Annotated in this window: 23 protein-coding genes; 3 read left to right on the top strand and 20 right to left on the bottom strand. The window is 65.8% G+C overall.

Annotated elements, in window-relative coordinates:
* The first annotated feature begins 49 nt into the window (after nucleotides 1-49).
* Nucleotides 50-712 carry a DUF8020 domain-containing protein gene (locus H0264_RS08870; protein ID WP_181583515.1) on the top strand — a complete coding sequence of 221 codons (663 nt, stop codon included), beginning with the start codon at nucleotides 50-52 and terminating at the stop codon, nucleotides 710-712.
* On the opposite strand, the gene H0264_RS08865 is transcribed toward H0264_RS08870, so the two are convergent.
* The 17 genes from H0264_RS08865 to H0264_RS08785 form a co-directional block, all read right to left on the bottom strand.
* Nucleotides 687-1154, bottom strand: a complete 468-nt coding sequence (locus H0264_RS08865; RefSeq protein ID WP_181583514.1) for a hypothetical protein — start codon at nucleotides 1152-1154, stop codon at nucleotides 687-689. The two genes, H0264_RS08870 and H0264_RS08865, sit on opposite strands and share 26 nt — an antisense overlap.
* A 124-nt stretch (nucleotides 1155-1278) precedes the next feature.
* The gene (locus H0264_RS08860) at nucleotides 1279-5232 is read right to left on the bottom strand and encodes a DNA-directed RNA polymerase subunit beta' (RefSeq protein ID WP_181583513.1); all 3954 of its coding nucleotides are present in this window, start codon (nucleotides 5230-5232) and stop codon (nucleotides 1279-1281) included.
* 95 nt (nucleotides 5233-5327) lie between these two features.
* Nucleotides 5328-8813, bottom strand: a complete 3486-nt coding sequence (gene rpoB, locus H0264_RS08855; RefSeq protein ID WP_181583512.1) for a DNA-directed RNA polymerase subunit beta — start codon at nucleotides 8811-8813, stop codon at nucleotides 5328-5330.
* Nucleotides 8814-9382: 569 nt separating this feature from the next.
* Nucleotides 9383-10096, bottom strand: a complete 714-nt coding sequence (locus tag H0264_RS08850; protein WP_181583511.1) for a hypothetical protein — start codon at nucleotides 10094-10096, stop codon at nucleotides 9383-9385.
* Nucleotides 10097-10108: 12 nt separating this feature from the next.
* Complete coding sequence (locus H0264_RS08845; protein WP_181583510.1) at nucleotides 10109-10948, bottom strand: hypothetical protein; 840 nt, start codon at nucleotides 10946-10948, stop codon at nucleotides 10109-10111.
* 127 nt (nucleotides 10949-11075) lie between these two features.
* Nucleotides 11076-12314, bottom strand: coding sequence for an MCE family protein (locus H0264_RS08840; RefSeq protein WP_181583509.1), 1239 nt, complete (start codon nucleotides 12312-12314; stop codon nucleotides 11076-11078).
* Nucleotides 12311-13519, bottom strand: a complete 1209-nt coding sequence (locus tag H0264_RS08835; protein ID WP_181585387.1) for an MCE family protein — start codon at nucleotides 13517-13519, stop codon at nucleotides 12311-12313. Before H0264_RS08835 ends, H0264_RS08840 begins: the two co-directional genes overlap by 4 nt.
* A 98-nt stretch (nucleotides 13520-13617) precedes the next feature.
* Nucleotides 13618-14877, bottom strand: a complete 1260-nt coding sequence (locus H0264_RS08830) for an MCE family protein (RefSeq protein ID WP_244976139.1) — start codon at nucleotides 14875-14877, stop codon at nucleotides 13618-13620.
* Nucleotides 14878-14879: 2 nt separating this feature from the next.
* A complete protein-coding gene (locus H0264_RS08825) occupies nucleotides 14880-15887 on the bottom strand; it encodes an MCE family protein (RefSeq protein WP_181583508.1) in 1008 nt (335 codons plus the stop codon).
* Complete coding sequence (locus H0264_RS08820; protein ID WP_181583507.1) at nucleotides 15887-16972, bottom strand: MCE family protein; 1086 nt, start codon at nucleotides 16970-16972, stop codon at nucleotides 15887-15889. Before H0264_RS08820 ends, H0264_RS08825 begins: the two co-directional genes overlap by 1 nt.
* Complete coding sequence (locus H0264_RS08815; RefSeq protein ID WP_181583506.1) at nucleotides 16969-18324, bottom strand: MCE family protein; 1356 nt, start codon at nucleotides 18322-18324, stop codon at nucleotides 16969-16971. The genes H0264_RS08820 and H0264_RS08815 overlap by 4 nt, the downstream gene beginning before the upstream one ends.
* Nucleotides 18321-19187, bottom strand: a complete 867-nt coding sequence (locus tag H0264_RS08810) for an MlaE family ABC transporter permease (protein ID WP_181583505.1) — start codon at nucleotides 19185-19187, stop codon at nucleotides 18321-18323. The genes H0264_RS08815 and H0264_RS08810 overlap by 4 nt, the downstream gene beginning before the upstream one ends.
* Before the next feature lie 3 nt (nucleotides 19188-19190).
* Complete coding sequence (locus tag H0264_RS08805; protein WP_181583504.1) at nucleotides 19191-19985, bottom strand: MlaE family ABC transporter permease; 795 nt, start codon at nucleotides 19983-19985, stop codon at nucleotides 19191-19193.
* Nucleotides 19986-19995: 10 nt separating this feature from the next.
* Nucleotides 19996-21057: an ABC transporter ATP-binding protein gene (locus H0264_RS08800; protein WP_181583503.1), complete on the bottom strand. Its 1062-nt coding sequence runs from the start codon at nucleotides 21055-21057 to the stop codon at nucleotides 19996-19998.
* 342 nt (nucleotides 21058-21399) lie between these two features.
* Nucleotides 21400-21780, bottom strand: a complete 381-nt coding sequence (gene rplL, locus H0264_RS08795) for a 50S ribosomal protein L7/L12 (protein WP_420832049.1) — start codon at nucleotides 21778-21780, stop codon at nucleotides 21400-21402.
* 88 nt (nucleotides 21781-21868) lie between these two features.
* Nucleotides 21869-22396: a 50S ribosomal protein L10 gene (gene rplJ / locus H0264_RS08790; RefSeq protein WP_181583502.1), complete on the bottom strand. Its 528-nt coding sequence runs from the start codon at nucleotides 22394-22396 to the stop codon at nucleotides 21869-21871.
* 308 nt (nucleotides 22397-22704) lie between these two features.
* Complete coding sequence (locus H0264_RS08785) at nucleotides 22705-22986, bottom strand: hypothetical protein (RefSeq protein WP_181583501.1); 282 nt, start codon at nucleotides 22984-22986, stop codon at nucleotides 22705-22707.
* 133 nt (nucleotides 22987-23119) lie between these two features.
* Here H0264_RS08785 and H0264_RS08780 point away from each other — a divergent pair, with 133 nt between their 5' ends.
* Nucleotides 23120-23389 (top strand): hypothetical protein, encoded by a 270-nt coding sequence (locus H0264_RS08780; protein WP_181583500.1) that lies wholly within the window; start codon nucleotides 23120-23122, stop codon nucleotides 23387-23389.
* 15 nt (nucleotides 23390-23404) lie between these two features.
* Nucleotides 23405-23644, top strand: a complete 240-nt coding sequence (locus H0264_RS08775; RefSeq protein WP_181583499.1) for a hypothetical protein — start codon at nucleotides 23405-23407, stop codon at nucleotides 23642-23644.
* Nucleotides 23645-23729: 85 nt separating this feature from the next.
* Here H0264_RS08775 and rplA read toward each other — a convergent pair whose 3' ends face one another.
* The 3 genes from rplA to nusG all read right to left on the bottom strand — a co-directional run bounded on the left by rplA (nucleotide 23730) and on the right by nusG (nucleotide 25793).
* Nucleotides 23730-24440 (bottom strand): 50S ribosomal protein L1, encoded by a 711-nt coding sequence (rplA, locus tag H0264_RS08770; protein WP_040862030.1) that lies wholly within the window; start codon nucleotides 24438-24440, stop codon nucleotides 23730-23732.
* 70 nt (nucleotides 24441-24510) lie between these two features.
* A complete protein-coding gene (rplK, locus tag H0264_RS08765) occupies nucleotides 24511-24945 on the bottom strand; it encodes a 50S ribosomal protein L11 (RefSeq protein WP_040862031.1) in 435 nt (144 codons plus the stop codon).
* Nucleotides 24946-25013: 68 nt separating this feature from the next.
* Nucleotides 25014-25793 (bottom strand): transcription termination/antitermination protein NusG, encoded by a 780-nt coding sequence (gene nusG, locus H0264_RS08760; protein WP_181583498.1) that lies wholly within the window; start codon nucleotides 25791-25793, stop codon nucleotides 25014-25016.
* Nucleotides 25794-25856: the final 63 nt, after the last annotated feature.

Below are 25856 nucleotides of genomic sequence, written 5' to 3'. Positions count from 1 at the left end.
TCGTCCGGATACTCCGGGCCGCGCGCCCAGCACACGAGGGGGCATTTCCATGGGCACGACCAAAACCATTGCGCCGGTTCTGCTCTGCCTGGCAGCGGCGACGACGATCGCGGCCACTCCCGCCGCAGCCGCACCGGCCCCCACGGAGTCCACCCCGCAGTCGTCGCTCCGGATCACCGGCACCGATCACGGCATCGGCTTCCAGTCCGCCGTCACCGACGACTACCGCTCCACGGTGAGCACCCTGCAGGCGGGCCGCTTCCTCGCCACCTGGGACGGCCGGGCCGTCCTGGTCACCGATGACGCCGGCCTCGAAATCACCACCGTCCCACTGCAATACGATGTGGCGGGCAAGTCCCTCCAGCTCACCCCCGAGATCGGCGACGGCGGTCGCCGCCTGACCCTCACCCCCATCGGCGGGTCCCCCGCTCCCCTGCGCGACATCAATGCCCAGCAGCGCTTCTTCGACGCGGCCGCCGCCACCGTCCCCGGCATTCTCGGCGGCGCGGCCCTCGGCGCGGTGCTCGGCTTCCTGATCGGTTTCCCCGCAGGGCTTTTCGTCTTCGACATCTTCACGGTGCCCATCACCACCGTCCTGGGCACCATCATCGGCGGCATCGTGGGCTTCAATATGTCCGGCGGCCAAGCGGCCATCGACGCCGCGCTCGCCTACGCCGATTCGCTGTCTACTCCAGGAACGTCGCCGAACTGACAGGCCGGCTTCCGCTGGTGTAGTACCAATCCCCCGTGGACACGGGATCGGTGTTCAAGACGATCGTGTGCCCGCTTCCCGGTCCCGACGTGAGCGTCCACAGGCCATTGGGATGCCCCACCGCCGCGCTGACGCTCCCGTCCGACCAGGCGAACCGCCCCGACGACAGCGTCCCGAAGCTCAGCCACGGCACCTCCGCCGAGAACTGTGCCGAGTCGATCCCCGGCAGCAGCGAACTCCGGCACTCCCACAATCCCAGCTGCCGCCGCACCGTCTGCCCCGCACTCCCGGTTCCCGCCACCATCTGCCCGGTGAGCGTGTCCGCCCGAAAGCACCCTCCCAGTGCGTCTTTCGCGGGTTCGGCCGCGGCGGCACCGGCAGTCGCTCCCGATACGGCGATTCCACACAGCAGGGCGGCGAACGCACGACGATGAGCAGGCATGCCAACTCCTCCGGCACAGGGCGTCACGGCTTTGCCGCCAGGATAACTCCGATGTTGCTCCCATGAACGACAATCGCCCCCGCTCCGGGAAGGAGCGGGGGCGATTCGGTTTCAGCTCAACCGTTTACCGGTAGTCGCTGAAGCCGTAGTCGTCCAGCGGAACCGCGGCACCGGTGGTGGTGCCGAAGCCGTCCGGGGTGTAGTAGGTGTCGTCGTAGGACGGCACCGCGTACGCGGCCTGACGGGCTTCCTCGGTGGGCTGCACCTGGATGTTCCGGTAGCGGTTGATACCGGTACCGGCCGGGATGAGCTTACCGATGATCACGTTCTCCTTCAGGCCGATCAGCTTGTCGGAGCGGCAGTTGATCGCGGCGTCCGTGAGCACGCGGGTGGTCTCCTGGAAGGAGGCCGCCGACAGCCACGAATCGGTCGCGAGCGACGCCTTGGTGATACCCATGAGGACCGGACGACCCGAGGCGGGCTCGCCACCCTCCGCGACCACGCGGCGGTTGGCGGACTCGAACTCGGCGCGCTCCACCAGCGAACCCGGGAGGAACTCGGTCGCACCCGAATCGATGATGGTGACGCGGCGCAGCATCTGGCGGACGATCACCTCGATGTGCTTGTCGTGGATGGACACACCCTGCGACCGGTACACCTCCTGGACCTCGTGGACCAGGTGGATCTGCACCTGACGCGGGCCCATCACGCGCAGCACCTCGTGCGGATCGGCCGAGCCCTCGAGGAGCTGCTGACCGACATCCACGTGGTCGCCGTCGGCGAGCAGACGCTCGGTGCCGTCCTCGTGCTTGAACACCCGCAGACGCTGACGCTTCGACAGCTTGTCGTAGAGCACCTCGTCCGAACCGTCGTCCGGAATGATGGTGATCTTGTAGAAGCGGTCGTCGTCCTCCAGGCGCACGCGGCCGGAGACCTCGGCGATGGGGGCCTTGCCCTTGGGCACACGAGCTTCGAAGAGCTCCTGGACTCGGGGCAGACCACCCGTGATGTCGTCACCCGCGACACCACCCTGGTGGAAGGTACGCATGGTCAGCTGGGTACCCGGCTCACCGATGGACTGGGCGGCGACGATACCGACGGCCTCACCGATGTCGACCAGCTTGCCGGTCGCCATGGAACGGCCGTAGCAGGTGGCGCAGACGCCGGTGCCGGTGGTGCAGGTCAGCACGGAGCGGACCTTCACCTCGGTGATGCCGGCCTCGAGCAGCGCCTCCAGGGCGGGGTCGCCCAGGTCGTGACCCTTCTCGACCACCACGTTGCCGTTCGCGTCCACGGCGTCCGCCGCGAGAGTGCGTGCGTAGGTGGAGGTTTCGACGTGCGCATCACGAATGATGGTGCCGTCGGCCTGCTTCTCCGCGATCGGGACGACGATGCCGCGTTCGGTGCCACAGTCGGTCTCGCGCACGATGACGTCCTGCGACACGTCCACCAGACGACGGGTCAGGTAACCCGAGTCGGCGGTGCGAAGCGCGGTGTCGGCCAGACCCTTTCGCGCACCGTGGGTGTTGATGAAGTACTCGAGAACGGTCAGGCCCTCACGGAAGGAGGACTTGATCGGCCGCGGGATGAACTCACCCTTCGGGTTGGTAACCAGACCCTTCATACCGGCGAGGGTACGAGTCTGGGTGAAGTTACCGGTCGCGCCCGAGTCGACGATCGTGATGATCGGGTTGTCGGCCGGGTAGTGCGCGCGCAGCGCCTTACCGACCTCTTCGGTCGCTTCCTGCCAGATCTTGACCAGGGCGTTGTTGCGCTCCTGGTGATCGAGCGCACCACGCTGGTACTTCTTCTCGATCTGATCCGACTGCGCCTCGTAGCGCTCCATGATCTCCGCCTTCTCCGGCGGAACGAGCACGTCCGACATGGAGACGGTGACACCGGAACGGGTGGCCCAGTAGAAGCCCGCGTCCTTCAGCTTGTCGACGGTCTGCGCGACGACGATCATCGGGTAGCGCTCGGCGAGATCGTTGATGATCGCTGCCTGACGCTTCTTCGGCATGGGCTCGTCGATGAACGCGTAGTCCGCCGGGAGCAGCTCGTTGAAGATGACGCGGCCCAGCGTGGTCTTGGTGATCCACGCGTCGCCACGCTGCCAGCCGTCCGGGAACAGCTCGGCCTCGACCTCGCGCTGCGGGCGCTGGTTGGTCAGGCGGACCTTGATCAGCGAACGCACGGTGAGCTCACCGCGGTCGACGGCCATCTGCGCCTCGGCGGGCGAGGAGTAGACGCCGAACTCGGCCTCGTCCTTGGTGGCCTCGCGGTACTCGCCCTTCGCGCCCTCTTCCAGGCGGGTCAGGTAGTACAGACCGGTCACCATGTCCAGACGCGGCATGGCGAGCGGACGACCCGACGCCGGCGACAGGATGTTGTTCGAGGACAGCATCAGGATGCGGGCCTCGGCCTGCGCCTCCGCCGACAGCGGCAGGTGCACGGCCATCTGGTCACCGTCGAAGTCGGCGTTGAACGCCTCACACACGAGCGGGTGCAGCTGAATGGCCTTACCTTCGACCAGCTGCGGCTCGAACGCCTGGATACCCAGGCGGTGCAGGGTGGGCGCACGGTTCAGCAGCACGGGGTGCTCGGAGATGACCTCTTCGAGGACGTCCCACACCTGCGGGCGCTGACGCTCGACCATCCGCTTGGCGGACTTGATGTTCTGCGCGTGGTTCAGATCCACCAGACGCTTCATGACGAACGGCTTGAACAGCTCGAGCGCCATCAGCTTGGGCAGACCACACTGGTGCAGCTTCAGCTGCGGACCGACCACGATGACCGAACGGCCGGAGTAGTCGACACGCTTGCCGAGCAGGTTCTGACGGAAACGACCCTGCTTGCCCTTGAGCAGATCGCTCAGCGACTTCAGCGGGCGGTTACCCGGACCGGTGACCGGACGGCCGCGACGGCCGTTGTCGAACAGCGCGTCAACGGACTCCTGAAGCATGCGCTTCTCGTTGTTGACGATGATCTCCGGGGCACCGAGGTCGATCAGTCGCTTCAACCGGTTGTTGCGGTTGATGACGCGGCGGTACAGGTCGTTCAGGTCGGAGGTCGCGAAGCGGCCACCGTCCAGCTGCACCATCGGGCGCAGCTCCGGCGGGATCACCGGCACGGCGTCGAGGACCATGCCCATCGGCGAGTTGCCGTTGGTCTGGAACGCGGCCACGACCTTCAGACGCTTCAGCGCGCGCAGCTTCTTCTGGCCCTTGCCCGTACGAATGATCTCGCGCAGGTTCTCGGCCTCGGCCGCGATGTCGAAGGTCTCCATCAGCTTCTGGATCGCCTCGGCGCCCATGCAGCCGGTGAAGTACTCGCCGTAGCGGTCCTGCAGCTCGCGGTAGAGGACCTCGTCCACGATGAGCTGCTTCGGCGACAGCTTGGTGAAGGTCGACCAGATCTCGTCGAGCCGGTCCAGCTCACGCTGGGCGCGGTCGCGCAGCTGACGCATTTCGCGCTCGCCGCCGTCCTTCACCTTGCGGCGCACGTCGGACTTGGCACCCTCGGCCTCGAGCTCGGCCAGGTCGGCCTCGAGCTTCTGGGCGCGGGCCTCCAGGTCGGCGTCACGCTGGTCGGCGACGTTCTTCTTCTCGACCTCCATCTCCGCTTCGAGGGTGGAGAGCTCGTTGTGGCGGAGCTCGTCGTCCACGGCGGTAATGACGTACGCGGCGAAGTAGATGATCTTTTCCAGATCCTTCGGCGCGAGGTCGAGCAGGTAGCCCAGGCGCGACGGCACGCCCTTGAAGTACCAGATGTGGGTGACCGGCGCGGCCAGCTCGATGTGGCCCATGCGCTCACGACGCACCTTGGCACGCGTCACCTCGACACCACAGCGCTCGCAGATGATGCCCTTGAAGCGGACGCGCTTGTACTTACCGCAGTAGCACTCCCAGTCCCGGGTGGGACCGAAGATCTTCTCGCAGAAGAGGCCGTCCTTCTCCGGCTTCAGCGTGCGGTAGTTGATGGTCTCCGGCTTCTTGACCTCGCCGAAAGACCAGTTACGAATGTCTTCGGCGGTCGCCAGGCCGATCCGGAGTTCATCGAAGAAGTTGACGTCTAGCACGTAACTTCCTTTCCCCTGTTCGGGTTGAGTATGAGCAAAAGTTCGCTAAATCCGTTGACCTGGAGCGCCTTTCGACGCTCCAGGACCGATCGCTCTTACTGCGCCAGGTCGTCGACCGTCGCAGCCTCGTTGCGGGACAGGTTGATACCCAGGTTCGCCGCGGCACGCTCGAGGTCTTCGTCATCGCCATCGCGCATCTCGATGGCGGCGCCGTCCGAGGACAGCACCTCCACGTTGAGGCACAGCGACTGAAGCTCCTTGAGCAGAACCTTGAACGACTCCGGAATACCCGGCTCCGGAATGTTCTCGCCCTTGACGATCGCCTCGTACACCTTCACGCGGCCGACCACGTCGTCCGACTTGATGGTGAGGAGTTCCTGCAGGGTGTAAGCGGCACCGTAGGCCTGCATGGCCCAGCATTCCATTTCACCGAAACGCTGACCACCGAACTGCGCCTTACCACCCAGCGGCTGCTGCGTGATCATCGAGTACGGGCCGGTCGAACGCGCGTGGATCTTGTCGTCGACCAGGTGGTGCAGCTTCAGGATGTACATGTAGCCGACCGCGACCGGGTACGGGAACGGCTCGCCGGAGCGGCCGTCCAGCAGGATCGCCTTGCCGTCGTCGTTGATCATCCGCTCGCCGTCGCGGTTCGGCAGAGTCGAACCGAGCAGACCGGTCAGCTCCTCCTCACGCGCACCGTCGAACACCGGGGTGGCGATATTGGTGTCGGCTTCCTGACCGAGCATCTCCTCCGGCAGGTTCTTGGCCCAGTCGGGGGCGCCCTCGACCTGCCAGCCGGTCTTGGCGATGTAACCCAGGTGGGTTTCCAGCACCTGGCCGATGTTCATACGACGCGGCACACCGTGGGTGTTCAGGATGATGTCGACCGGGGTGCCGTCGGGCAGGAACGGCATGTCCTCCTGCGGGAGGATCTTGCCGATGACGCCCTTGTTGCCGTGGCGGCCGGCCAGCTTGTCGCCGTCCTGGATCTTGCGCTTCTGCGCAACGTAAACGCGCACGAGCTCGTTCACGCCCGGGGGCAGATCGTCGTCGTCCTCGCGCGAGAACACGCGGACGCCGATGACCTTGCCGGACTCACCGTGCGGCACCTTCAGGGAGGTGTCGCGAACCTCGCGGGCCTTCTCACCGAAGATGGCGCGCAGCAGGCGCTCCTCGGGGGTCAGCTCGGTCTCACCCTTCGGGGTGACCTTGCCGACCAGGATGTCGCCGTCACGGACCTCGGCGCCGATGCGCACGATGCCGCGCTCGTCGAGATCGGCCAGGACCTCGTCCGACACGTTCGGGATGTCGCGGGTGATCTCCTCGGCACCGAGCTTGGTGTCGCGAGCGTCGATCTCGTGCTCCTCGATGTGGATCGAGGTGAGCACGTCCTCTTCCACGAGGCGCTGCGACAGGATGATCGCGTCCTCGTAGTTGTGGCCCTCCCACGGCATGATCGCCACGAGCAGGTTCTTGCCGAGCGCCATCTCACCGTTCTCGGTGCAGGGGCCGTCGGCGAGCACGTGACCGGCCTCCACGCGCTGGCCCTCGTCCACGATCGGACGCTGGTTGGCGCAGGTGCCCTGGTTGGAGCGCTCGAACTTGCGCAGGCGGTACGAACGGCGGGTGCCGTCGTCGTGCATGACGGTGATGAAGTCGGCCGAAACCTCTTCCACCACACCGGCCTTCTGGTTGACGACCACATCGCCAGCGTCGACCGCGGCACGCAGCTCCATACCGGTGCCGACCAGCGGCGACTCGGAACGGATCAGCGGCACGGCCTGACGCTGCATGTTCGCGCCCATGAGGGCACGGTTGGCGTCGTCGTGCTCGAGGAACGGAATCATGGCGGTCGCCACCGACACCATCTGGCGCGGCGAGACGTCCATGTAGGTCACCTCGGTCGGGGAGACGTATTCCATCTCCTCGTTGCCCTTGCGGGCGAGCACCTTGGACTCGACGAAGTTGCCGTCGGCGTCGACCGGCGAGTTGGCCTGGGCGCGGACCTCGCGGTCCTCCTCGTCGGCGGTGAGGTACTTGACCTCATCGGTGACGCGGCCGTTCTCGACCTTGCGGTACGGGGTCTCGATGAAACCGAACGGGTTCACCCGGGCGTAGACCGAGAGCGAACCGATCAGGCCGATGTTCGGGCCTTCCGGGGTCTCGATCGGGCACATGCGGCCGTAGTGCGACGGGTGGACGTCACGGACCTCCAGGCCGGCGCGCTCACGCGATAGACCACCCGGGCCCAGCGCCGACAGACGACGCTTGTGGGTCAGACCCGACAGCGGGTTGTTCTGGTCCATGAACTGCGACAGCTGCGAGGTGCCGAAGAACTCCTTGATCGCCGCCACGACGGGACGGATGTTGATCAGGGTCTGCGGCGTGATGGCCTCGACGTCCTGGGTGGTCATGCGCTCGCGCACAACGCGTTCCATACGCGAGAGACCGACGCGGATCTGGTTCTGGATCAGCTCGCCGACGGTGCGCAGGCGACGGTTGCCGAAGTGGTCGATGTCGTCGACCTCGACCGGAACCTCGGAGCCGCCGGGAGCGGTCATCATGCGATCGCCCTGGTGCAGACGGACCAGGTACTCGATCGTCGCGACGATGTCTTCCTTGGTCAGCACGGAACCGGTGACCGGCTTGTCCAGGTTCAGGCCCAGCTTCTTGTTGACCTTGTAGCGGCCGACGCGAGCCAGGTCGTAGCGCTTCTCCTTGAAGAACAGGTTCTCCAGCAGGGTCTGCGCGGACTCCTTGGTCGGCGGCTCGCCCGGACGCAGCTTGCGGTAGATGTCCAGCAGCGCCTCGTCCTGACCCGGGGTGGAGTCCTTCTCGAGGGTGGACATCATGATCTCGGAGAAACCGAAACGCTCGGTGATCTCCTCGGTGGTCAGACCCAGGGCCTTCAGCAGCACGGTGACCGGCTGACGACGCTTGCGGTCGATGCGCACACCGACGGTGTCGCGCTTGTCGACGTCGAACTCCAGCCACGCGCCACGCGACGGGATGACACGCACGGAGTGCAGCGTCTTCTCGGTGGACTTGTCGATGGTGTCGTCGAAGTACACGCCCGGCGAACGGACCAGCTGCGACACGACGACGCGCTCGGTGCCGTTGATGATGAACGTGCCCTTGTCGGTCATCATCGGGAAATCACCCATGAAGACCGTCTGAGACTTGATCTCACCGGTGTTGTTGTTGATGAACTCCGCGGTCACGAACAGTGGCGCCGCGTAGGTCATGTCCTTGTCTTTGCACTCTTCGATCGAGGCCTTGACCTCTTCGAAGCGCGGGTCCGAGAAGGACAGGGACATGGAACCCGAGAAGTCCTCGATCGGGGAGAGCTCTTCGAGCACCTCCTCGAGGCCCCCGACCGGGTTGACGTCACCGCGCGCTGCCGCACGCTCCCGCCAATCCGCTGCACCGACGAGCCATGCGAATGATTCGGTTTGTAGATCGAGAAGACCCGGCACCTCGAGAGGTTCACGAATCTTCGCGAAAGACACCCGCTTCGGGGCTCCGGGAATACCGGCCTTGGTCTGGGTGGAGACTGCCAAGATGCGTCCTTCCAGCACCTCACGCGCGTCGCGTGGTGGTCCGCGACCGTCGCTTGTCTGCTACGAATTCCGCTGGTAGCAACCCGAACGAAACCCGAACAGCAAACAGCGGAAGTAACACCGGAAGGTGGAACTTTCGTAGATGCGATCAAGGTATGGACAGGAGGCAGCCAGCGCAACGTCCAAAGGTACACCCAAACCTACGGGGGTGTCAAAGTACCACCCGTGGCGAGCCTCGGCGGGCTAACGCGCCGAAGTGTGTCGTGGCGATGTTCACACCGTCTGCCGACCGGCTTTTCGGTTCGCTGGCTGCGTCCTGTGAAGGCCGTGTCGGCGTCTGATCCCCTGTGACAGCCGCCGCTGTTGTGAATAGCGTGACGCCTTGGACGAAAGTCGTCAAGTGGCGGTAGAAGTTGACAAACCACGAGATCGCCTGTCCTACAGCAAGATCACCCCGCGACGTCGCGGAATGCCGCCCCCGTCGTCATTCCCGCGCACTGTCGACGGGAAAACCCCGCCACGGGGGCCGGGGGCAGCGCCCCCGATTCCGGGGGTCCGGGGGCGGAGCCCCTGGGAATAGCTCAGCTCTACTTGTCGGCGATTTCCGAGGCCAGCCAGTGGCCGTCGACCTTCTGCATGCGCAGCAGGATGGGGCCGGAGACGAACGGGGACGGTTTGCCGTCCTTCACCGTCACGACGTTGAGATTCACCAGGAGCTCGGCTCGGTCGTCGGTGAGCAGGGTGACACCGGTGGGGTCGGTGGTGACCTGGGTGTTGGTCTGGGTCTGCTTGATGGTGTCGACCGTGGTGTCGAGGAACTGCTCGAACTTGCCGGCCATCTCGGGCGTCAGGACGGTAGCCACATCGGCCTTCCACTTCGCCTTGTCCAGCGTCCCGGCCTCGTAGGCGTAGAGGGTCTGCAGGGCGTGGTCGGCGGCGGCCTTCACCTCGTCGGTGGCGGAGTTGTCGACGAAGGCCCGGTTGCCGTCGTCCACGCCGGGTCGCAGCGCGCCCACGACCGCGAGAGCGGCCAGCACGACCGCGGCGGCGCCGCACCCGATGGGCGTGCGCCAGGTCTTCCAAATGCCTTCGCCCGGAGCGGATTTCGACTTCTCGGCGCGGACCGGGGACGGCTTCGCGGCGGACGGCTTCGGCTTCTTCGCCGTCGAGACGGGTTCGGCGGTGCGGGTCTGCCTGCCGGTGAATTCGAGATCCGCGGCGGTGGTGCGCCCGCTCGTGCCGCGCTGGGCGGCGGGGCGGCGCTTCGGGGAGACGCGATTGACGGGCCGACGATTTGCCATGATCACGCCTTCCTAGTTGCCCGGCTGCGGGGTCGCCGGTTGGCCGCCCGGTTGCTGAGGCGTGGTGGCACCCTGGTCGGTGGAGTTCAGCACGATCGGATTGGCGATCTGCTGCACCTGATCGGCCTTCCAGATGCCGTCGTTCTTCACCACGTCCACCGACCAGGTGTAGCGGTACTCGTTGGTGGCCTTGCCCTCGCCGGACTCGGTCACCTGGAAGACGACCAGCGCCGAGGCGTGATCCTTCTCGGAGTTGAGTTCGGTCAGCGCGCCGCCGAGGATCTTCGACGAGATATTGACGTTGTCCGCCATGACCTTCTGCTTGAGCTGGTCCTGGTTCTTGGTGGACGCGTCGAGCAGGTCGCCGGTCATGGACGAGCGGGCCAGCGCCAGGGAACCGTCGACGTCCTTCAGGTTCATCGAGGTGATGTTGATGGCGGCCTGCTGGGCCGCGGCGAGGGCTTCGTCGCGCGCCTCGGCCCGCGGCCGATCCCGCAGCAGCCCGCCCACGATCCAGCTGCCCGCGAACCACGCGGCCGCGATGCCCGCGAGGGCGAGCAGCGCGATGGAGCCGAGCGTGACGGCCTTCCGGGCATCGAGGCTCGATGACTCCGGTTCATCCGCGGCGGCTTCTTCACGGTCCGTGCGCGACTTCCGCCGTGCCGAGACCGCCCCCGCCTTCCCGGGCTCCGACTCGGCCGATTCCTCGGTCGCGGCCGGCTCGTCCGGATCGACGGCGGCTTCGGTGGCGGTGTCAGCCGGGGCGGCGGTCTCGGCCTGTGGCTCGGCGGACGACTGGTCGGCCGTCTTGTCGAGATCCACAGTCGGTTCGCTGTCCTTTTGCTGGCTCACGCCGCCACCATACTTTCCACTCCGCGCGGCAGCGCCGGGGCTCTACTCATCAACGCATGGGCGGGGCGCTGCGTGGTGACGCTTCGCTGCCGCCTCCGCGCCTGACCGCCCATGCGTGGGTGCGTCATCACTTGGTGGTGACGCCCATGAGCGTGGCGAGCTGGGTCGCGACGGGGTTCAGGTTGAGCTTGTCGGGGTCGTACTTCGGCTTGGTGTCCCACGGCTGCGGGACCGACGGGTCGGCCAGTTCGGCGCGCTCGCCGCCGCGGACGGCCGTCTCACTGCCCTGCGGGACAAGGCATTTGGCTTCCGTGTTGAACGGGAAGTCGTCGCGGCTGTCGTCGAAGTTCGGGTTCTCCCGCTTCATCTGGGCGATGATCGCCTGGGTGCCTTCGTAACCGATGGTGCAGGCGGGCGGGTTGTTGGTCTCGAGCACCAGGCCGAAGTGCGTGGTGCCGTCGCCGGGAGCGGTCGCCGAGGCGCCGATCGAGAGCAGCGGCAGCATCTGCAATACCGGGCCGAGCGCGTAGAACTTCGGCGAGACGGCCAGCAGCAGGGTGCGCAGGTTGGTCAGGTTCGTGGTCAGCGCCGGGCCGCTCTCGCGCAGCAGCTGCTGGATGGAGCTGCCCGCGTCGGTGCTGGTGCCGATCAACCGCCGGATGTCGGGGTCGTTCGACTTCAGCTGTGCGGTCAGCTGATCCAGGCCGTCGCTGAACTGCCGGATCGAAGACCCCTGGTCCGCCTGGGTATTCAGCACGATCTGCGATTGGCGAATGAGATCCAGTGTCTGCGGCAGGTTTTCGATGCCGGTCTCGGTGAACTTGTTGAGCGAGTCCACCAGCACCTGCAGATCGTCACCCTTGCCGTCGAACGCCTTGCCCAGCTCCGTGATGGTGGTGCTGAGCGCGACCAGGTCGGTGGTATTGGCGAAGTGGTCGACACTGGACAGCAGCGTCTCCACCGGAATCGGCAGGGCCGCACCGACGATGATCGAGCCGTCCTTCAGGTACGGTTCGCCGCCGGAGGTCGGCACCAGGTCCACGTACTGCTCGCCGATGGCCGAGCGGTTGGCCACCACGGCCTTGGCACTGGCGGGCACCTTCGGTGCGCCGGAATCCATTTCGAGGGTGATGAGCACGCCGTCGGGGGTGATGTCGAGCGCCCCGACCCGGCCCACGGGCACGCCGCGGTAGGTGACCTCGGCGCCCTTGGACAGGTTGCCCGTCCCGGTGGCCTGCACCTTCACCTCGTACAGCCCGAAGCCGAGCATATTGTCCAGGCGCACGTATTTGGCGCCGACGAACACGACGCCGAGCACGGCGATGATCGCGAAGGCGATCAGCTGATAGCGCACCAGTTTCGTCATCGCTGACCCACTCCCAACTGCTCGAGGATGGTCCCCAGCGGATCGGTCGCGGGATTCCCGGTAATGGGCGCGACCACGGAATTCGGCAGCAGCGGCAGCAGCGACACCGTCGGCCAGCCGCCGCGCGGCCCGTTGCCGTTGTAGTACGGGTTGGACGGGTCGACATTCGGCTGCGGCCCGGTCTGCGGCGGGACGTACACCGGATTCGGTTTGCCCACACCGAGATTCGACAGCAGCGTGCCGATCTCCAGGTCCACCGACAGCCAGGTGTTCACCTGACCGCCGAACGCCGACTTGATGGCCTCGTCCGGGAACGGGTAGGTGGGCACCAGCGGGAAGGCCGTCACCAGATCATTGGCCGACTTGCCGAGCTCCTGCAGCGTGGGCCGCAGCGAGCTGAGGTCGGTGATCAGGTTCTCCTTGGACTCGTCGAGCACGTCCATGCCGGCCTGGCCGAGGCGATCGAGCTGGCCGAGCAGGCCGACCAGCTGCGGCCGCTGCTCCTCCAGGATCTTGATGCCGGTGGGCAGTTCATCGAGCACCTTGCCGATCTGCTCGGTCTGGGTGCCGACCCGGCTGCTGAGCCGGTCGAGGCCGTCCAGCGCGCGAGTGATGTTGTCCACCTGCTGGTTCAGGCCGTCGATCAGGGTGTTGGCCTGCTCCAGCAGGGAGCGCACCTTGCCCTCGCGGCCTTCCAGGGCCTTGTTCAGCTCCACCACGATGGGCTGCAGCTGCGCCACACCGCCGCCGTTGAGCAGCAGCGACAGCGCGCCCAGCACCTGCTCCACCTCGGTCGCGGTGCGAGTGCGGTCGACCGGGATGGTGGCATTGTCCTTCAGCCGATCCGATGCGGGATCGGTTGCGGGCGCGGACAATTCGATGAACTTCTCACCGAGCAGATTGGACTGCCGCACTTCGGCGCGAGCATTGGCGGGCAGGTTCACATCGCCGTTGACGATGGTCTTGACGCTGGCGGTCCAGCCGTCCGGGGCGAGTTCGATCTTGTCGACCCGGCCGACCGCGATGCCGTCCACCTTCACGGTGGACTGCGGCACCAGGTCCAGCACATCGGCGAACTGGATGTCGATGTGCAGCGGGTTGTCGCCCACGCTGGGCCCGCCCGGCAGCGGAATGCTCTCCGCGCCGCAGCCCGCTACGAGCAGCGTCACCGCACCGACAGCAGCGGCAGCCACCGCCTTCGTCATCCCGGCGTGCTTTTGGCCGGGATCCACCGCATTCAGCCGGTGCCCTGCCAGTGTGGATCCCGGCCAAAAACGTGCCGGGATGACGGAGCGGGGGTTCTTCATCGCTGACCACCTTCCGTCTGCGACGGCGGGAGCGCGTCGGAGGGGTTGCCCGGGACGCTGCCCGGCACGGCGTTGCGCTGCTCGTTGTCACCGCTGAGGATGCCGAACGGCAGGATCAGCGTCGGCGTCTTCACACCCGAGGTGATCTGCGCGGCAATGGTTTCGCAGTGGCTGAGGATGGGCTGCAGCTGCCGGGTGATGGCGTCGAACTTGGGGTCGCCCGGCCGCAGCTTGCCCAGATCGAGCATCTTGCACATGACGCCGAACGGGTCCTGCAGGTCGGTGAAGTTGGGCCGCATGTCGAGCGTGCCGGTCTCACCGTTGTGGACATTGATCAGGTTGGACAGCGCGGTCGGGATGAGCGGCAGCGCCTCGGCCAGATCGTCGCGCTGATCGGCGAGGGTCTGGGTGAGCGTGGTCAACGCGTCCGCGTTCTGCTGCACCAGCTGCCGGTTGTCGTCGATGAAACGGGCGACATCGCCGAGCGCCACCGACAGCAGGCTCAGCGCGTCGCCGAGGTTCTGCCGCTCCCCCGCCAGGAAGGAGGACAGCGACGCCAGCTGGGTGTTGAAATCCCGTACCTGCGAGTCGTTCTCGGTCAGGGTCTGCACGAACACCTGCAGGTTCTTCACCGTGTCGAAGATGTCCGTGCGCGAATCCGACAGCGCCGCAGCGGCTCTGGACAGCTGCGTGAAGCTGTTGTTCAGCGCGTCGCCATTGCCGGCCAGATTGTCGGCGGCGGTGCGCACCAGCTCGTTGACCGCGCCATCGCGGTTGGCGCCGTTGGGGCCCAGCGCATCCGAGAGTTCGGTGATGCTGGTGTAGAGCCGGTCCACCTCGACGGGGGTCGCGGTGCGGTCCTTCGGGATGGTGGCATTGCGGTCCATCTTGGGCCCGCCCTTGTAGGCGGGGGCCAGCTGGATGTACCGGTCCGACACCACCGACGGGGTGATCTGCGCGGCCTTGGCGTCGGCGGGGATGTCGAAGCGCCGGTCGACGCTCATGACGACCTTGACCTGTTCGCCCTCCGGCGTCACCGAATCCACGTGTCCCACGGGGACGCCGAGAATGCGGACGTCGGAGCCCTCGTAGATGCCGACGGACTTGTCGAAGTAGGCGGTGATGGTGGTGGTGTTGAGTTTGCCCCAGCCCCACCAGGCCACGGCCGCGAGCAGGACCGCCGCGGCAACCGCCCCGGCGATGGCCTTGTTCTTCGTGCTGGTGCCCTGAAGGGCGGTCAGCGGGTTCTTCGCCACGGCTAGCCTCCCATCTTTCGGATCGGCTCCCGATCGCCCGGAATCTCGGGCAGGGCGGGCGGAATCAGGTTGGTGATCACGGCGTCGAACCAGCGGCCGGTGCCGAGCACGTTGGAGTACAGCCCGTAGAACGGCGCGGCCAGCTCCAGGGTCTTGGAGATATTGGCCTGGTTGTCGTTGAGCAGGTTGATGGCGGCCTCGAGGTTGGTCAGCGCGGGGCCGATCTGCTCCTCGTTGTCCTGCACCAGCGCGGTCAGTTCGGCCGCAACGGTTTTCGCGCCGGACAGCAGCTGCGCGATGGCGGACTGCCGCACGTTCAGCTCGGTCAGCAGCTGACCGCCATTGGCGAGCAGCCGTTCGAATTCGGCATTGCGGTCGGCCAGCACCTGCGAGGTGGTCTTGGTGGCGGCGAACAGTTTGCGCAGCTGTTCGTCCCGCTTCGCGAGGGACTCCGACAGGCGCGAGACGCCGTCGATGGAGCTGCGGATCTCGGGCGCGGTGCCCGAGAACGCCTCCGACAGCACGCGCATGCTCTGCGCCAGCTGATCGGTATTGGTCTGTTCGATATCCGTGGCCGCGTCGCTGAAGGCGTCCACCACGTCGTAGGGGGACACGGTGCGCGACAGCGGAATCCGATCGCTCGGATCCGCCACCTCGGAGCCCTTGGGGTCCAGCGCCAGGTACTTCTGCCCGAGCAGCGTCTTGATCTGGATGGACGCCGTGGTCTGGTCGCCGATCCAGGCGTCCTGGGTGCGGAAGTCGACGAGCACCTTGTCACCGTCGAGGCGCACGTCCTGCACGGTGCCGACCTTCACGCCGGCGATGCGCACCTCGTTGCCCTTCTTCAGCCCGGCGGCCTCCGAGAATTCGGCGGTGTACTTGGTACCCGCGCCGATGATCGGCAGCTTGTCGAGGCTGAACGCGGACACGGTCACCAGCAGCACCATGAGCAGGCCGATCCCGCCCATGAACGCCGGACTGCGCTTGCCGAGCACGATCCGATCGTCCATCAGCGGCCTCCCTTCCCATGGCAGCGCGGAGCGGGATTGGTGTAGATGGGCTGGTTGATGGTCGGCATGTTCTGCACCGCACCGAGATTCAGCTGCGGGGCGTCCGCGGTGCCGGGTCCGGCCACGATGTCGATACCGCACAGATAGAACTGGAACCAGGAGCCGTAGGAGGCGGCGCGGCCCAGCTTCTCCATCTTGATGGGCAGGTTCGCGAGACTCTCGTTGACCTCGTCGCTGCGCTCGTTGAGCGTGGCGGTCAGCTGGCTCAGGCCGGCGATCGCGCCCTGCAGGTTCGGGCGCACCGGGACCAGCAGATCGGCGGTGGCCTGGGTGAGGTTGCTCAGCGAGGTGAGGGCCGAACCGATGGTGCCGCGTTCGGCGTTCAGTCCGGTGATGAGGGCCTCGGTATTGACGATGAGCTGATCCAGTTGTCCGTCACGGGAATTGACGGCGTCGAGCACCCGGTTCAGGTTGTCCACGACCGCGCCGATCACCGCGTCCTTGTCGGCGATCTTGTTGGTCAGCGCGGCGGTATTGGACACCAGGTCGCGAATGGTCCCCGACTCACCCTGGAACACCTGGATGATCTCGTAGGACAGCTTGTTCACGTCCTCCGGCGTCAGCGTCTGGAACAGCGGACGGAAACCGTTGAACAGTTCGGTCAGGTTCAGCGCGGGCTTGGTGCGCTCGAGCGGAATGGTGCCGCCCTCGTTGAGCTTGCGGCCCTGCTCGCCGGCGCCCTGCTCGAGCGCGATGTAGCGCTGCCCCACCAGGTTCCGGTACTTGATGGTCGCGGTGGTGGAGGCGGGCAGCCAATTCCGGTCGGAGACTTCGAATTCCACATTGGCCAGGCGCTTGTCGACAATGGACACCTCGGTGACCTTGCCGACGCGCACACCCGCGATGCGGACTTCGTCGCCCGGGTTCAGCGATGTCACATCGGTGAACCGGGCATTGAACTTGGCGCCACCGCCACCGTAGTTCGCGATGGTCAGCGCCAGAATGCTGGTGGCGAAGACGGTCACCGCGATGAAGGCGATGAGTTTGGTCAGGGTCGGCCCGAGGCCGCGCAATGTGTCCTTCATCGAATGCTCACCTCGCTCCCGCGGAAGGCCGGCGCCGCGATCCGGGACACCCAGCCGGGCACCTGGTCGGGCGAAACACCGTGTGCCGCACCGTAGATCGCGCCCAGCGCGCGGTTCTCCTGCGGCGATCCGGCGGTGGTGGCCGGGTACGGGCCGTACACCTTGTACTGCGGCGACGGCATCTCACCGATGTGCTGGTCACCCGGGGTACGGCTGGGCGGCTGGTAGGAGCCGTCATTGGCCGAACCATTGGTGTACTGCCCCGGGTCCACCGTCAGCGGATACTCCGGAATGCACATGGCCCCACGCTGATCGAACCAGCGCGGCTCGTCCTGGTTGGGCACGTAGCGGCCGCGGGTATTGACGATCTCGACCGTCACGCGCGAACCCGGCAGGTCGGTGCCCTTGCCGAAGATCTCGTCGATGCGCGGCTTCATGGCCGCGAAGTTGGCCAGCGAGCAGGTGTAGCCGGGCGAGAACCGGGCCAGCGCCTCCAGCGCGGGCCGCGAGTCGGCGGCCACGTCGATGATGTTGTCGCGGTTGGTGATCAGGAAGTCCGCCAGGTCCGAGGAGCTGGGGGTGAGCACCGCGAGCATGGTGTCGATCTGCGAACGTTTCTGCACGATGGTGGCATTGGTGGTGCGCAGATTGTCGAGCGCGTCCACCAGCTGCGGTGCGGCATCGGCGTAGATGTCGGCCACATCGGCGAAGCGGGCCAGATCCTCCTGCAGGGTCGGCATGACGCCGTTCACCTGGGTGAAGATCTCGTCCAGCCGGTCGATGGTGTGGCCCAGCTCCTCACCCTTGCCCTGCAGCGCCTGCGAGATCGCGCCCAGGGTGGAGGCCAGGTACTGCGGTGGCACCGCCTGCAACAGCGGCAGGATGTGATCGAGCAGCTGGCTCACCTCGACGGCATTGCCGGTGGTGTCCTGCTTGAGCGTCACGCCCTCGGTCAGATGCTGGGTGCTCGGGTCCTCCGGCCACACCAGATCGACGTAGCGCTCACCGAACAGCGTCTTGGGCAGCAGTCGCGCCGTCACATTGACGGGGATCTGGTCGGCCTTCGACGGATCGATGGCCAGCTTCAGGGTGACCTGCTTGCCGTCGAAATCGCTGGAGCGGACCTCGCCCACCGTCACGCCGCGGACCTTCACATCCGCATTGCGGGTCAAGGCGTTTCCGACGGTGTCGGTGATCAGGTCCACCTTCACGGTGTCCACGAACTGCTTGTTGTAGATGGCGGTCGTGGTCCACAGGAACAGCCCGAGGATCACGAAGAACAGCACACCCAGCGTGCGGGCGCGCAGCTTCTCGGTCGAGCGCCAGAACTGCACGCGCTTCGGATTGCTCATCCGGCCACCCGCACCGTCGTGGTCGTGCCCCAAATGGCAAGGGACAGGAAAAAATCGAGGATATTGATCAGCACGATGGCGGCGCGCACCGCGCGGCCCACGGCCACGCCCACACCCGCCGGACCGCCGGTGGCGTTGAAGCCGTAGTAGCAGTGCACGAGGATGATCACGAACGCGAAGACGAGCACCTTCAAGAACGAATATATGACGTCTTCGGGTGGCAGGAACAAGCTGAAGTAGTGGTCGTAGGAACCACTGGATTGCCCGTTGAAATAGATGCTGATCAACCGCGAGGCGATGTAGGTGCCCAGCAGGCCGACGATGTAGAGCGGGATGACGGCCATGAAACCGGCGATCACACGCGTGGTCACCAGGAACGGCACGCCCGGCACCGCCATCACCTCGAGCGCGTCGATCTCCTCGGAGATGCGCATGGCGCCCAGCTGCGCGGTGAAGCCACAGCCCACCGTCGCCGAAAGCGCCAGTGCCGCAACCAGCGGCGCGAGCTCACGGGTATTGATGTAGCCGGTCAGGAAGCCGGTGAGCACACCGGAGCCCAGAGCATCGAGGGCCTTGAAGCCCTGCAGGCCCACGACCACGCCGACCGAGGCCGACATGAACACGATGACGCCGATGGTGCCGCCGATGACCGCGAGCGCGCCCGAGCCGAAGGTCACCTCGGCCAGCAGCCGCATGACCTCCTTGCGGTAGTGCACAACGGTTTTCGGGATCCACGCGATGGCCTTGGTGTAGAAGGCCATCTGGTCGCCGGCCCGGTCCACCAGGTTCACGGGGGCTTTGAGCACGCCGGTCACCCGGCGCGCCGACCGCTGAATGGGGTTGGTGCGCTGTGAAACAACCATGGATCACGCGCCCTTGGCGGGGACGACCTGAAGATAGATCAGGGTGAGGATCAAATTGAGGAAGAAGAGCACCAGGAAGGTGATGACCACCGACTGATTCACGGCGTCGCCTACTCCTTTCGGTCCCCCTTTTGGATGCAGACCCTTGTAGGAGGCGATGACGCCCGCCACGAGTCCGAAGATCAACGCCTTCAGCTCACCGATCCAGAGGTCCGGGAGCTGCGCGAGCGCGGAGAACGAAGCCAGATAGGCGCCGGGCGTGCCGCCCTGCAGACCCACATTGAAGAAGTAGCCGCCGCAGATGCCGACCACCGAGACCAGGCCGTTGAGCAGCAGCGCGACCAGCATCATGCCCAGCACGCGCGGAACCACAAGGCGCTGAATGGGATCGATGCCGAGAACTTCCATCGCGTCGATCTCCTCCCGGATGGTCCGGGAGCCGAGATCGGCGGCGACGGCCGAACCGGCCGCGCCCGCGATGATCAGAGCCGTCACCACGGGTGCGGCTTGCTGGACGGTAGCGAGAACACTGGTGGCTCCGGTGAACGCCTCTGCGCCCAGCTGCTTGATCAGCGAGCCGGTCTGCAGGGCCACCACAGCGCCGAACGGGATTGCCACCAGTGCGGCCGGGAGGATCGAGACAGACGCGATGAACCACGACTGCTCGATGAACTCCCGCCACTGGAAAGGCCGACGGAACGTCTTCCGGATCACGTCCAGAAGGAGTGCGAAAATGTTGCCGGCCTGGGCAAGGCCCGACTCGACCGGGGTGCGCAGTCGTGTCAGGGGGGTACTCACGCCGCGTATGTTACCCGTTAGTCAGGTTGTGTCGAACCGTGGAGTCGAACGCGCCTTGATAAGCGGGAATCACCTGCGTGTCGGGGTCGTCGCCGTTCTCCTCCAGCGACTGCCGGATGGCCTCCTGCGCGGCCGGCGGCAGGGTGTGCAGAATCTGGCGCACACGCTGGCGACGACGGGCCACGGCCTGGCGCACGGGCATGCCCGGCTCGGCCTTCATCTGCGGGATGATGCCCTCGACCTCTTCGGCGCCACCGTGGTGGTGACCGGCGTCCACGAGCGCCTGCTCGCGCGCCATCTGCGCCTCGTCCTTCTCCTCGGACATGCCGATGGGGCCGATCATGCGGCCGTTGAGGAACTGCTTCACCACCGGCTCGTCGGAGGTCAGCAGCACCTCGCGGGGGCCGAACATGACCAGGTTGCGGCGGAACAGCATGCCGATGTTGTCCGGCACGGTACGGGCCAGGTTGATGTTGTGCGTGACGATCAGGATCGTCGCGTCGATCTGCGCGTTGATGTTCAGCAGCAGCTGCGAAAGATACGACGTGCGAACGGGATCCAGACCGGAGTCCGGCTCGTCGACGAGGATGATCTGCGGGTCCAGCACCAGCGCGCGAGCCAGGCCGGCACGCTTGCGCATACCACCGGAGATCTCACCGGGCAGCTTCCCCTCAGCGCCCAGCAGACCCGTCATCTCGAGCTTCTCCATGACGATCTTCTTGATCTCGGATTCGCTCTTCTTGGTGTGCTCGCGCAGCGGGAAGGCCGTGTTGTCGAACAGGTTCATCGAGCCGAACAGCGCGCCGTCCTGGAAGAGGACGCCGAACAGTTTGCGGATCTCGTAGAGCTCCTTGTTGGAGCAGGTGGTGATGTCGGTGCCATCGATGTAGATGGAGCCGCGCTCAGGGCGCAGCAGACCGATCAGAGACTTCAGAAAGACGGACTTACCGGTACCGGAGGGGCCGAGCAGAGCGCTGACTTCCCCCGACGGCAGCGTCAAAGAGACGTCCTGCCAAATACGCTGTGAACCGAACGACTTGGTGATGCCCTCGGTCCTGACCTCGACGCCCACGCCAACCTCCACAATTTCTCAGACGAGCGCACTACTGCGGCGACCACTCTTGATAACTGAACGCGCGGTGTGGCGCATCACAGTAGGTTCGGTCACTGTATCGCATATGCCCCGTCTCGGACACCGGGACCTGACTCGCGAGTAGCGAAGGGTATCGAGAACCGTGAATAACGGACACATCACGACGCACAAATACGCGAAAAGGGCGGTTCCACAATGGGAACCGCCCTTTTCGAGCTAGGCGTTCAACGCGTCGCAAGGTCCCGAGCCGGGGCGAAGCCCCCACCCGCTCCTGGGGTTTCAGGGGCGATGCCCCTGAGAGTCCCGAGAGTTGGGAAAACCTTACTTGACGGTGATCTTCGCGCCGGCCTCTTCCAGCTTCGCCTTGGCAGCCTCGGCGGCGTCCTTGGCGACCTTCTCCAGGATCGGCTTCGGGGCGCCCTCGACCAGGTCCTTGGCTTCCTTCAGGCCCAGGCCGGAGACGATCTCACGCACGACCTTGATGACCTGGATCTTCTTGTCACCGGCCGACTCGAGGATGACGTCGAACTCGTCCTGCTCCTCGGCAGCCTCGGCCGGAGCAGCGCCACCGGCGACCGCGACGGCGGCGACCGGAGCGGCAGCGGTGACCTCGAACTTGTCCTCGAACGCCTTCACGAACTCGGACAGCTCCAGCAGGGTCATGCCGGCGAAGGTCTCGAGCAGCTCTTCAACGTTGGCCATTGAAATTTCCTTTCGGTGTGTTCATCGCCGCGCGAACGGCGACGAAGAGGTTTGTGGGGGTGGTGCGAAGAAAAAGCAGGGAATCCGCTTACGCGGCTTCCTCGTTGCGCTTCTTCTCCTCGAGCGCGGCGGCCAGGCGAGCGACCTGCGAGGCCGGGGCGGCGAACAGCCCGGCGGCCTTGGCGAGGTTGCCCTTCATGGCACCGGCCAGCTTGGCGAGCAGCACCTCGCGCGACTCGAGGTCGGCGATCCGCTCGACCTCGGCCACGGACAGCGCGACGCCGTCCATGTAGCCGCCCTTGATGATGAGCGCCTTGTTGTCCTTGGCGAACGCCTTCAGCGCCTTCGCGGCCTCGACCGGCTCACCCTTGATGAAGGTGATGGCGGTCGGACCGACGAAGAGGTCATCCAGGCCTTCCACGCCCGCCTCGGCGGCGGCGCGCTTGACCAGGGTGTTCTTGGCGACGGAGTAGCTGGCGTCCGCACCCAGGGCACGACGCAGCTCGGTCAGCTTGCTGACGGACAGGCCACGGTATTCCGTGACAACGGTGGCCGTAGCAGTCTCGAACTGCTCCTTGATCTCCGCAACCGCGGTGACCTTCTCAGCATTTGCCATACTTCGCCTCCTCTCTGGATGTCGGTTCTTCTGGTGTGAACCACCGAAGTCCGCCATCGGGGCCGGCGATAAAGCAAACGCCCCGCGGACGCAGAGGTCCCGGGGCGCACAAGAAAAACAACACGAGCAGAACCCGCAGTGTTCATCCCAGCCTCGGCTCTCCCTGCGTGGGCCGCCGGCAATAACGCCGGACCTTCGACTACCCAATGGGCAGCAACCAACGGTCTTCGGTAGAACGATTTGGGGTGATCATCGAAGATGACCGTCGACAACTATAGCCGACGGCCATCTATCTGCCAAAACGGCCCCTACCCGCTGCCGGAGTAGAGCCGATCGAGCCACTTGCAGTACTCCGGACGCTCCGGCGCCGGAACACCCGCCACGCCGGACCCGGAACTCAACGGGCAACCCATCGCCATCGAGGAGCCCGCCCAGGGGAAGAACAGGATCGCCCCGGGTAGCAGGTGCAGTGCCGACCCGTCGCCCCAGTTTCCGGAGCCGGTATCGGAGCCGCTGTCGGCCGCGGCGGCGGGCGCGAGCACACCGACCGCCAAAGCTGTTGCCGCGGTGAGTAATACAAGACGTCGCATGAGGGAGACCTTTCGCTCGAGTTTCCGCACGCTGTCATGCGCCACCACGAATACCAAGACTGTAAAACCTGGGTATTTCACATAAAGGAAACTCCGCTATGGTCTACGAACACCATTGTTCGGAGGTAACCCCTTGAGTTCCCGTTTCACCAAAACCCTTGCCGCGGTGACGATCTCCGCCGCCCTCACCGGAGTCGCCCTCTCCCCCGCCGCCCAGGCCGCCCCCGCCGCCCAGCCGGTAGCCGATTCCGGATCCAGCTCGGGTTCGAGCTCCGGCTCCGCCGAGCTCCTGCTCATGCCCCGCTCCATCATCTACCTGCTGCTCTGCGGAATCTACGGCGGCAGCGAACCCGACACCCGCCCCCTCTGCGTAGCCCTCAACAGCGGCAGCTCCAAGAACTGAACCCGGAGATCCTCCATGAAGCGAGTACTTCTCAGCGCTCTCGCCGCGGCAGCCCTCACCGGACTGGCCGCCGCGCCCGCGGGTGCGGCGCCTGACCCGTCGAATCCCGAAACCGGATCCACGGCGATCGACGCCGGATCCGGATTGCTGTACGCCGGATCGGCCGCCATCGTCAACCCGATCGTGGGTAACCTGATCCGATCCCTGTGCACCATGAGCACCGGTGATGCGATCTGCGGGTTGCGCGACCTCTGAGCACGCCCCTATCGAAAAGCCAAGGGCCGGCACGCGTTTCGCGTGCCGGCCCTTGATTGTCTTGCGTCGCTACTGCGACTTCGCGTCAGTCCTCTTCGGCGAAGTTGCGGGTGCGGTTCGGGTCCACCGGGATGCCCGGTCCGGTGTTGGTCGAGAACGTCACCTTCTTGACGTAGCGGCCCTTCGCGGTGGAGGGCTTGACACGCAGGATCTCGTCGAGCGCGGCGCCGTAGTTCTCGGCCAGCTTCTTCTCGTCGAAGGAAGCCTTGCCGATCACGAAGTGCAGGTTGGCCTGCTTGTCGACGCGGAAGTTGATCTTGCCGCCCTTGATGTCGTTGACAGCCTTGGTCACATCGGGGGTGACGGTGCCGGTCTTCGGGTTCGGCATCAGGCCACGCGGGCCCAGCACGCGAGCGATACGACCGACCTTGGCCATCTGATCCGGGGTGGCGATGGCGGCGTCGAAGTCCAGCCAGCCGCCCTGGATGCGCTCGATCAGGTCCTCGGCGCCGACGGCGTCCGCACCGGCGGCCTCGGCCTCGGCGGCCTTGTCGCCGACCGCGAACACGATGACGCGGGCGGTCTTACCGGTGCCGTGCGGCAGGTTGACGGTGCCGCGGACCATCTGGTCGGCCTTGCGGGGATCGACACCCAGACGGACGGCAACCTCGACGGTCGCGTCGGTCTTGGTGGTGGCGGTCTCCTTCGCCAGCCGCGCGGCGGCCAGCGGGGCGTACAGCGCAGCGCGGTCGACCTTGGCGGCCGCCTCGAGATAAGCCTTGCTTCGTTTTGCCATGATTCTCTGTCCTTAAGTAGTCAGACGTGGTGCGGGACTGGCCGTCCCTCCCACATGAGCCGAGAGGCTCTTACTCCGCGATGGTGATACCCATCGAGCGGGCGGTACCAGCGATGATCTTCGCCGCGGCGTCGATGTCGTTGGCGTTGAGGTCTTCCTGCTTGGTCTTGGCGATCTCGCGGATCTGATCCATGGTGACCTGGGCGACCTTGGTGCGGTGCGGCTCGGCGGAGCCCTTCTGCACACCGGCGGCCTTCAGCAGCAGACGCGCGGCGGGCGGCGTCTTCAGCTTGAAGTCGAACGAGCGGTCTTCGTAGACCGTGATCTCGACCGGGATGACGTTGCCACGCTGCGACTCGGTCGCCGCGTTGTACGCCTTGCAGAACTCCATGATGTTGACGCCGTGCTGACCCAGCGCCGGACCCACCGGCGGAGCCGGGTTGGCCTGGCCGGCCTGGATCTGGAGCTTGATGAGCCCAGCGACCTTCTTCTTCTTGGGGGGCATCTTTCTTCCTTGCGGTTTAGGTTCCTTACGGATTCCCGTAAGCCTGCTCCGGGACGAACCCGGAAGTCTTAGATCTTCGCAACCTGCGTGAACGCCAGCTCGACCGGGGTCTCGCGGCCGAAGATGGAGACCAGCACCTTGAGCTTCTGCTGCTCGGCATTGACCTCGGAGATGGAGGCGGGCAGCGTCGCGAACGGACCGTCCATGACGGTGACCGACTCGCCGACCTCGAAGTCGACCTCGATGATCGGCTTGGCGGCGACGGATTCGCCCGAAGCACCGGAGGTCGCGGCAGCGGCGGCGGCCGGAGCGGCGGCCTTCTTCTGCTGCGAGGCCGGCACCAGGAACTTGACCACGTCGTCGATGGACAGCGGCGAGGGGCGAGAAGTAGCGCCGACGAAGCCGGTGACGCCCGGCGTGTTGCGCACCGCGCCCCACGACTCGTCGTTCAGCTCCATGCGGACCAGGATGTAACCCGGCAGCACCTTGCGGTTGACGTTCTTCTTCTGGCCGTTCTTGATCTCGGTGACCTCTTCGGTCGGCACCTCGACCTGGAAGATGTAGTCCTCGAGACCGAGGTTCTGCACGCGGGTCTCGAGATTGGCTTTCACCTTGTTCTCGTACCCGGCGTAGGAGTGGATGACGTACCAGTCACCGGGCGCGCGACGCAGCGCGGCCTTCATCTCGGCGACCGGATCGGCCGGCTCGGCGTCGACAGGTGCGGAGAGATCGGCGACCGGCTCCGCGTCCGCGAAGTCGTCGGATTCCTCGGCGCCGGTGATGGTTTCGTCGTCCACCACGTCGTCGACCTGGAATTCGTCGGTTGTGCCGTTCTCCGGGGTGCTCACTGGGGCACTCGCTTCCTTGTCGTCACGTAATCCTCTGCGCGCCGAGGGCATGAAGCCCCGGCG

It is taken from the genome of Nocardia huaxiensis, assembly GCF_013744875.1.
Classification (GTDB): Bacteria; Actinomycetota; Actinomycetes; order Mycobacteriales; family Mycobacteriaceae; genus Nocardia; species Nocardia huaxiensis.
This window is presented reverse-complemented; position numbering and strand designations above follow the sequence as displayed.

Bases quoted from the DNA above. Each gene is read 5' to 3' on its own strand.
- H0264_RS08870 (WP_181583515.1), top strand. From the start codon at position 50: ATGGGCACGACCAAAACCATTGCGCCGGTTCTGCTCTGCCTGGCAGCG.
- H0264_RS08865 (WP_181583514.1), bottom strand. From the start codon at position 1,154: ATGCCTGCTCATCGTCGTGCGTTCGCCGCCCTGCTGTGTGGAATCGCC.
- H0264_RS08850 (WP_181583511.1), bottom strand. From the start codon at position 10,096: ATGGCAAATCGTCGGCCCGTCAATCGCGTCTCCCCGAAGCGCCGCCCC.
- H0264_RS08840 (WP_181583509.1), bottom strand. From the start codon at position 12,314: ATGACGAAACTGGTGCGCTATCAGCTGATCGCCTTCGCGATCATCGCC.
- H0264_RS08835 (WP_181585387.1), bottom strand. From the start codon at position 13,519: ATGACGAAGGCGGTGGCTGCCGCTGCTGTCGGTGCGGTGACGCTGCTC.
- H0264_RS08825 (WP_181583508.1), bottom strand. From the start codon at position 15,887: ATGGACGATCGGATCGTGCTCGGCAAGCGCAGTCCGGCGTTCATGGGC.
- H0264_RS08820 (WP_181583507.1), bottom strand. From the start codon at position 16,972: ATGAAGGACACATTGCGCGGCCTCGGGCCGACCCTGACCAAACTCATC.
- H0264_RS08815 (WP_181583506.1), bottom strand. From the start codon at position 18,324: ATGAGCAATCCGAAGCGCGTGCAGTTCTGGCGCTCGACCGAGAAGCTG.
- H0264_RS08810 (WP_181583505.1), bottom strand. From the start codon at position 19,187: ATGGTTGTTTCACAGCGCACCAACCCCATTCAGCGGTCGGCGCGCCGG.
- rplL (WP_420832049.1), bottom strand. From the start codon at position 21,780: ATGGCCAACGTTGAAGAGCTGCTCGAGACCTTCGCCGGCATGACCCTG.
- rplJ (WP_181583502.1), bottom strand. From the start codon at position 22,396: ATGGCAAATGCTGAGAAGGTCACCGCGGTTGCGGAGATCAAGGAGCAG.
- H0264_RS08785 (WP_181583501.1), bottom strand. From the start codon at position 22,986: ATGCGACGTCTTGTATTACTCACCGCGGCAACAGCTTTGGCGGTCGGT.
- H0264_RS08775 (WP_181583499.1), top strand. From the start codon at position 23,405: ATGAAGCGAGTACTTCTCAGCGCTCTCGCCGCGGCAGCCCTCACCGGA.
- rplA (WP_040862030.1), bottom strand. From the start codon at position 24,440: ATGGCAAAACGAAGCAAGGCTTATCTCGAGGCGGCCGCCAAGGTCGAC.
- rplK (WP_040862031.1), bottom strand. From the start codon at position 24,945: ATGCCCCCCAAGAAGAAGAAGGTCGCTGGGCTCATCAAGCTCCAGATC.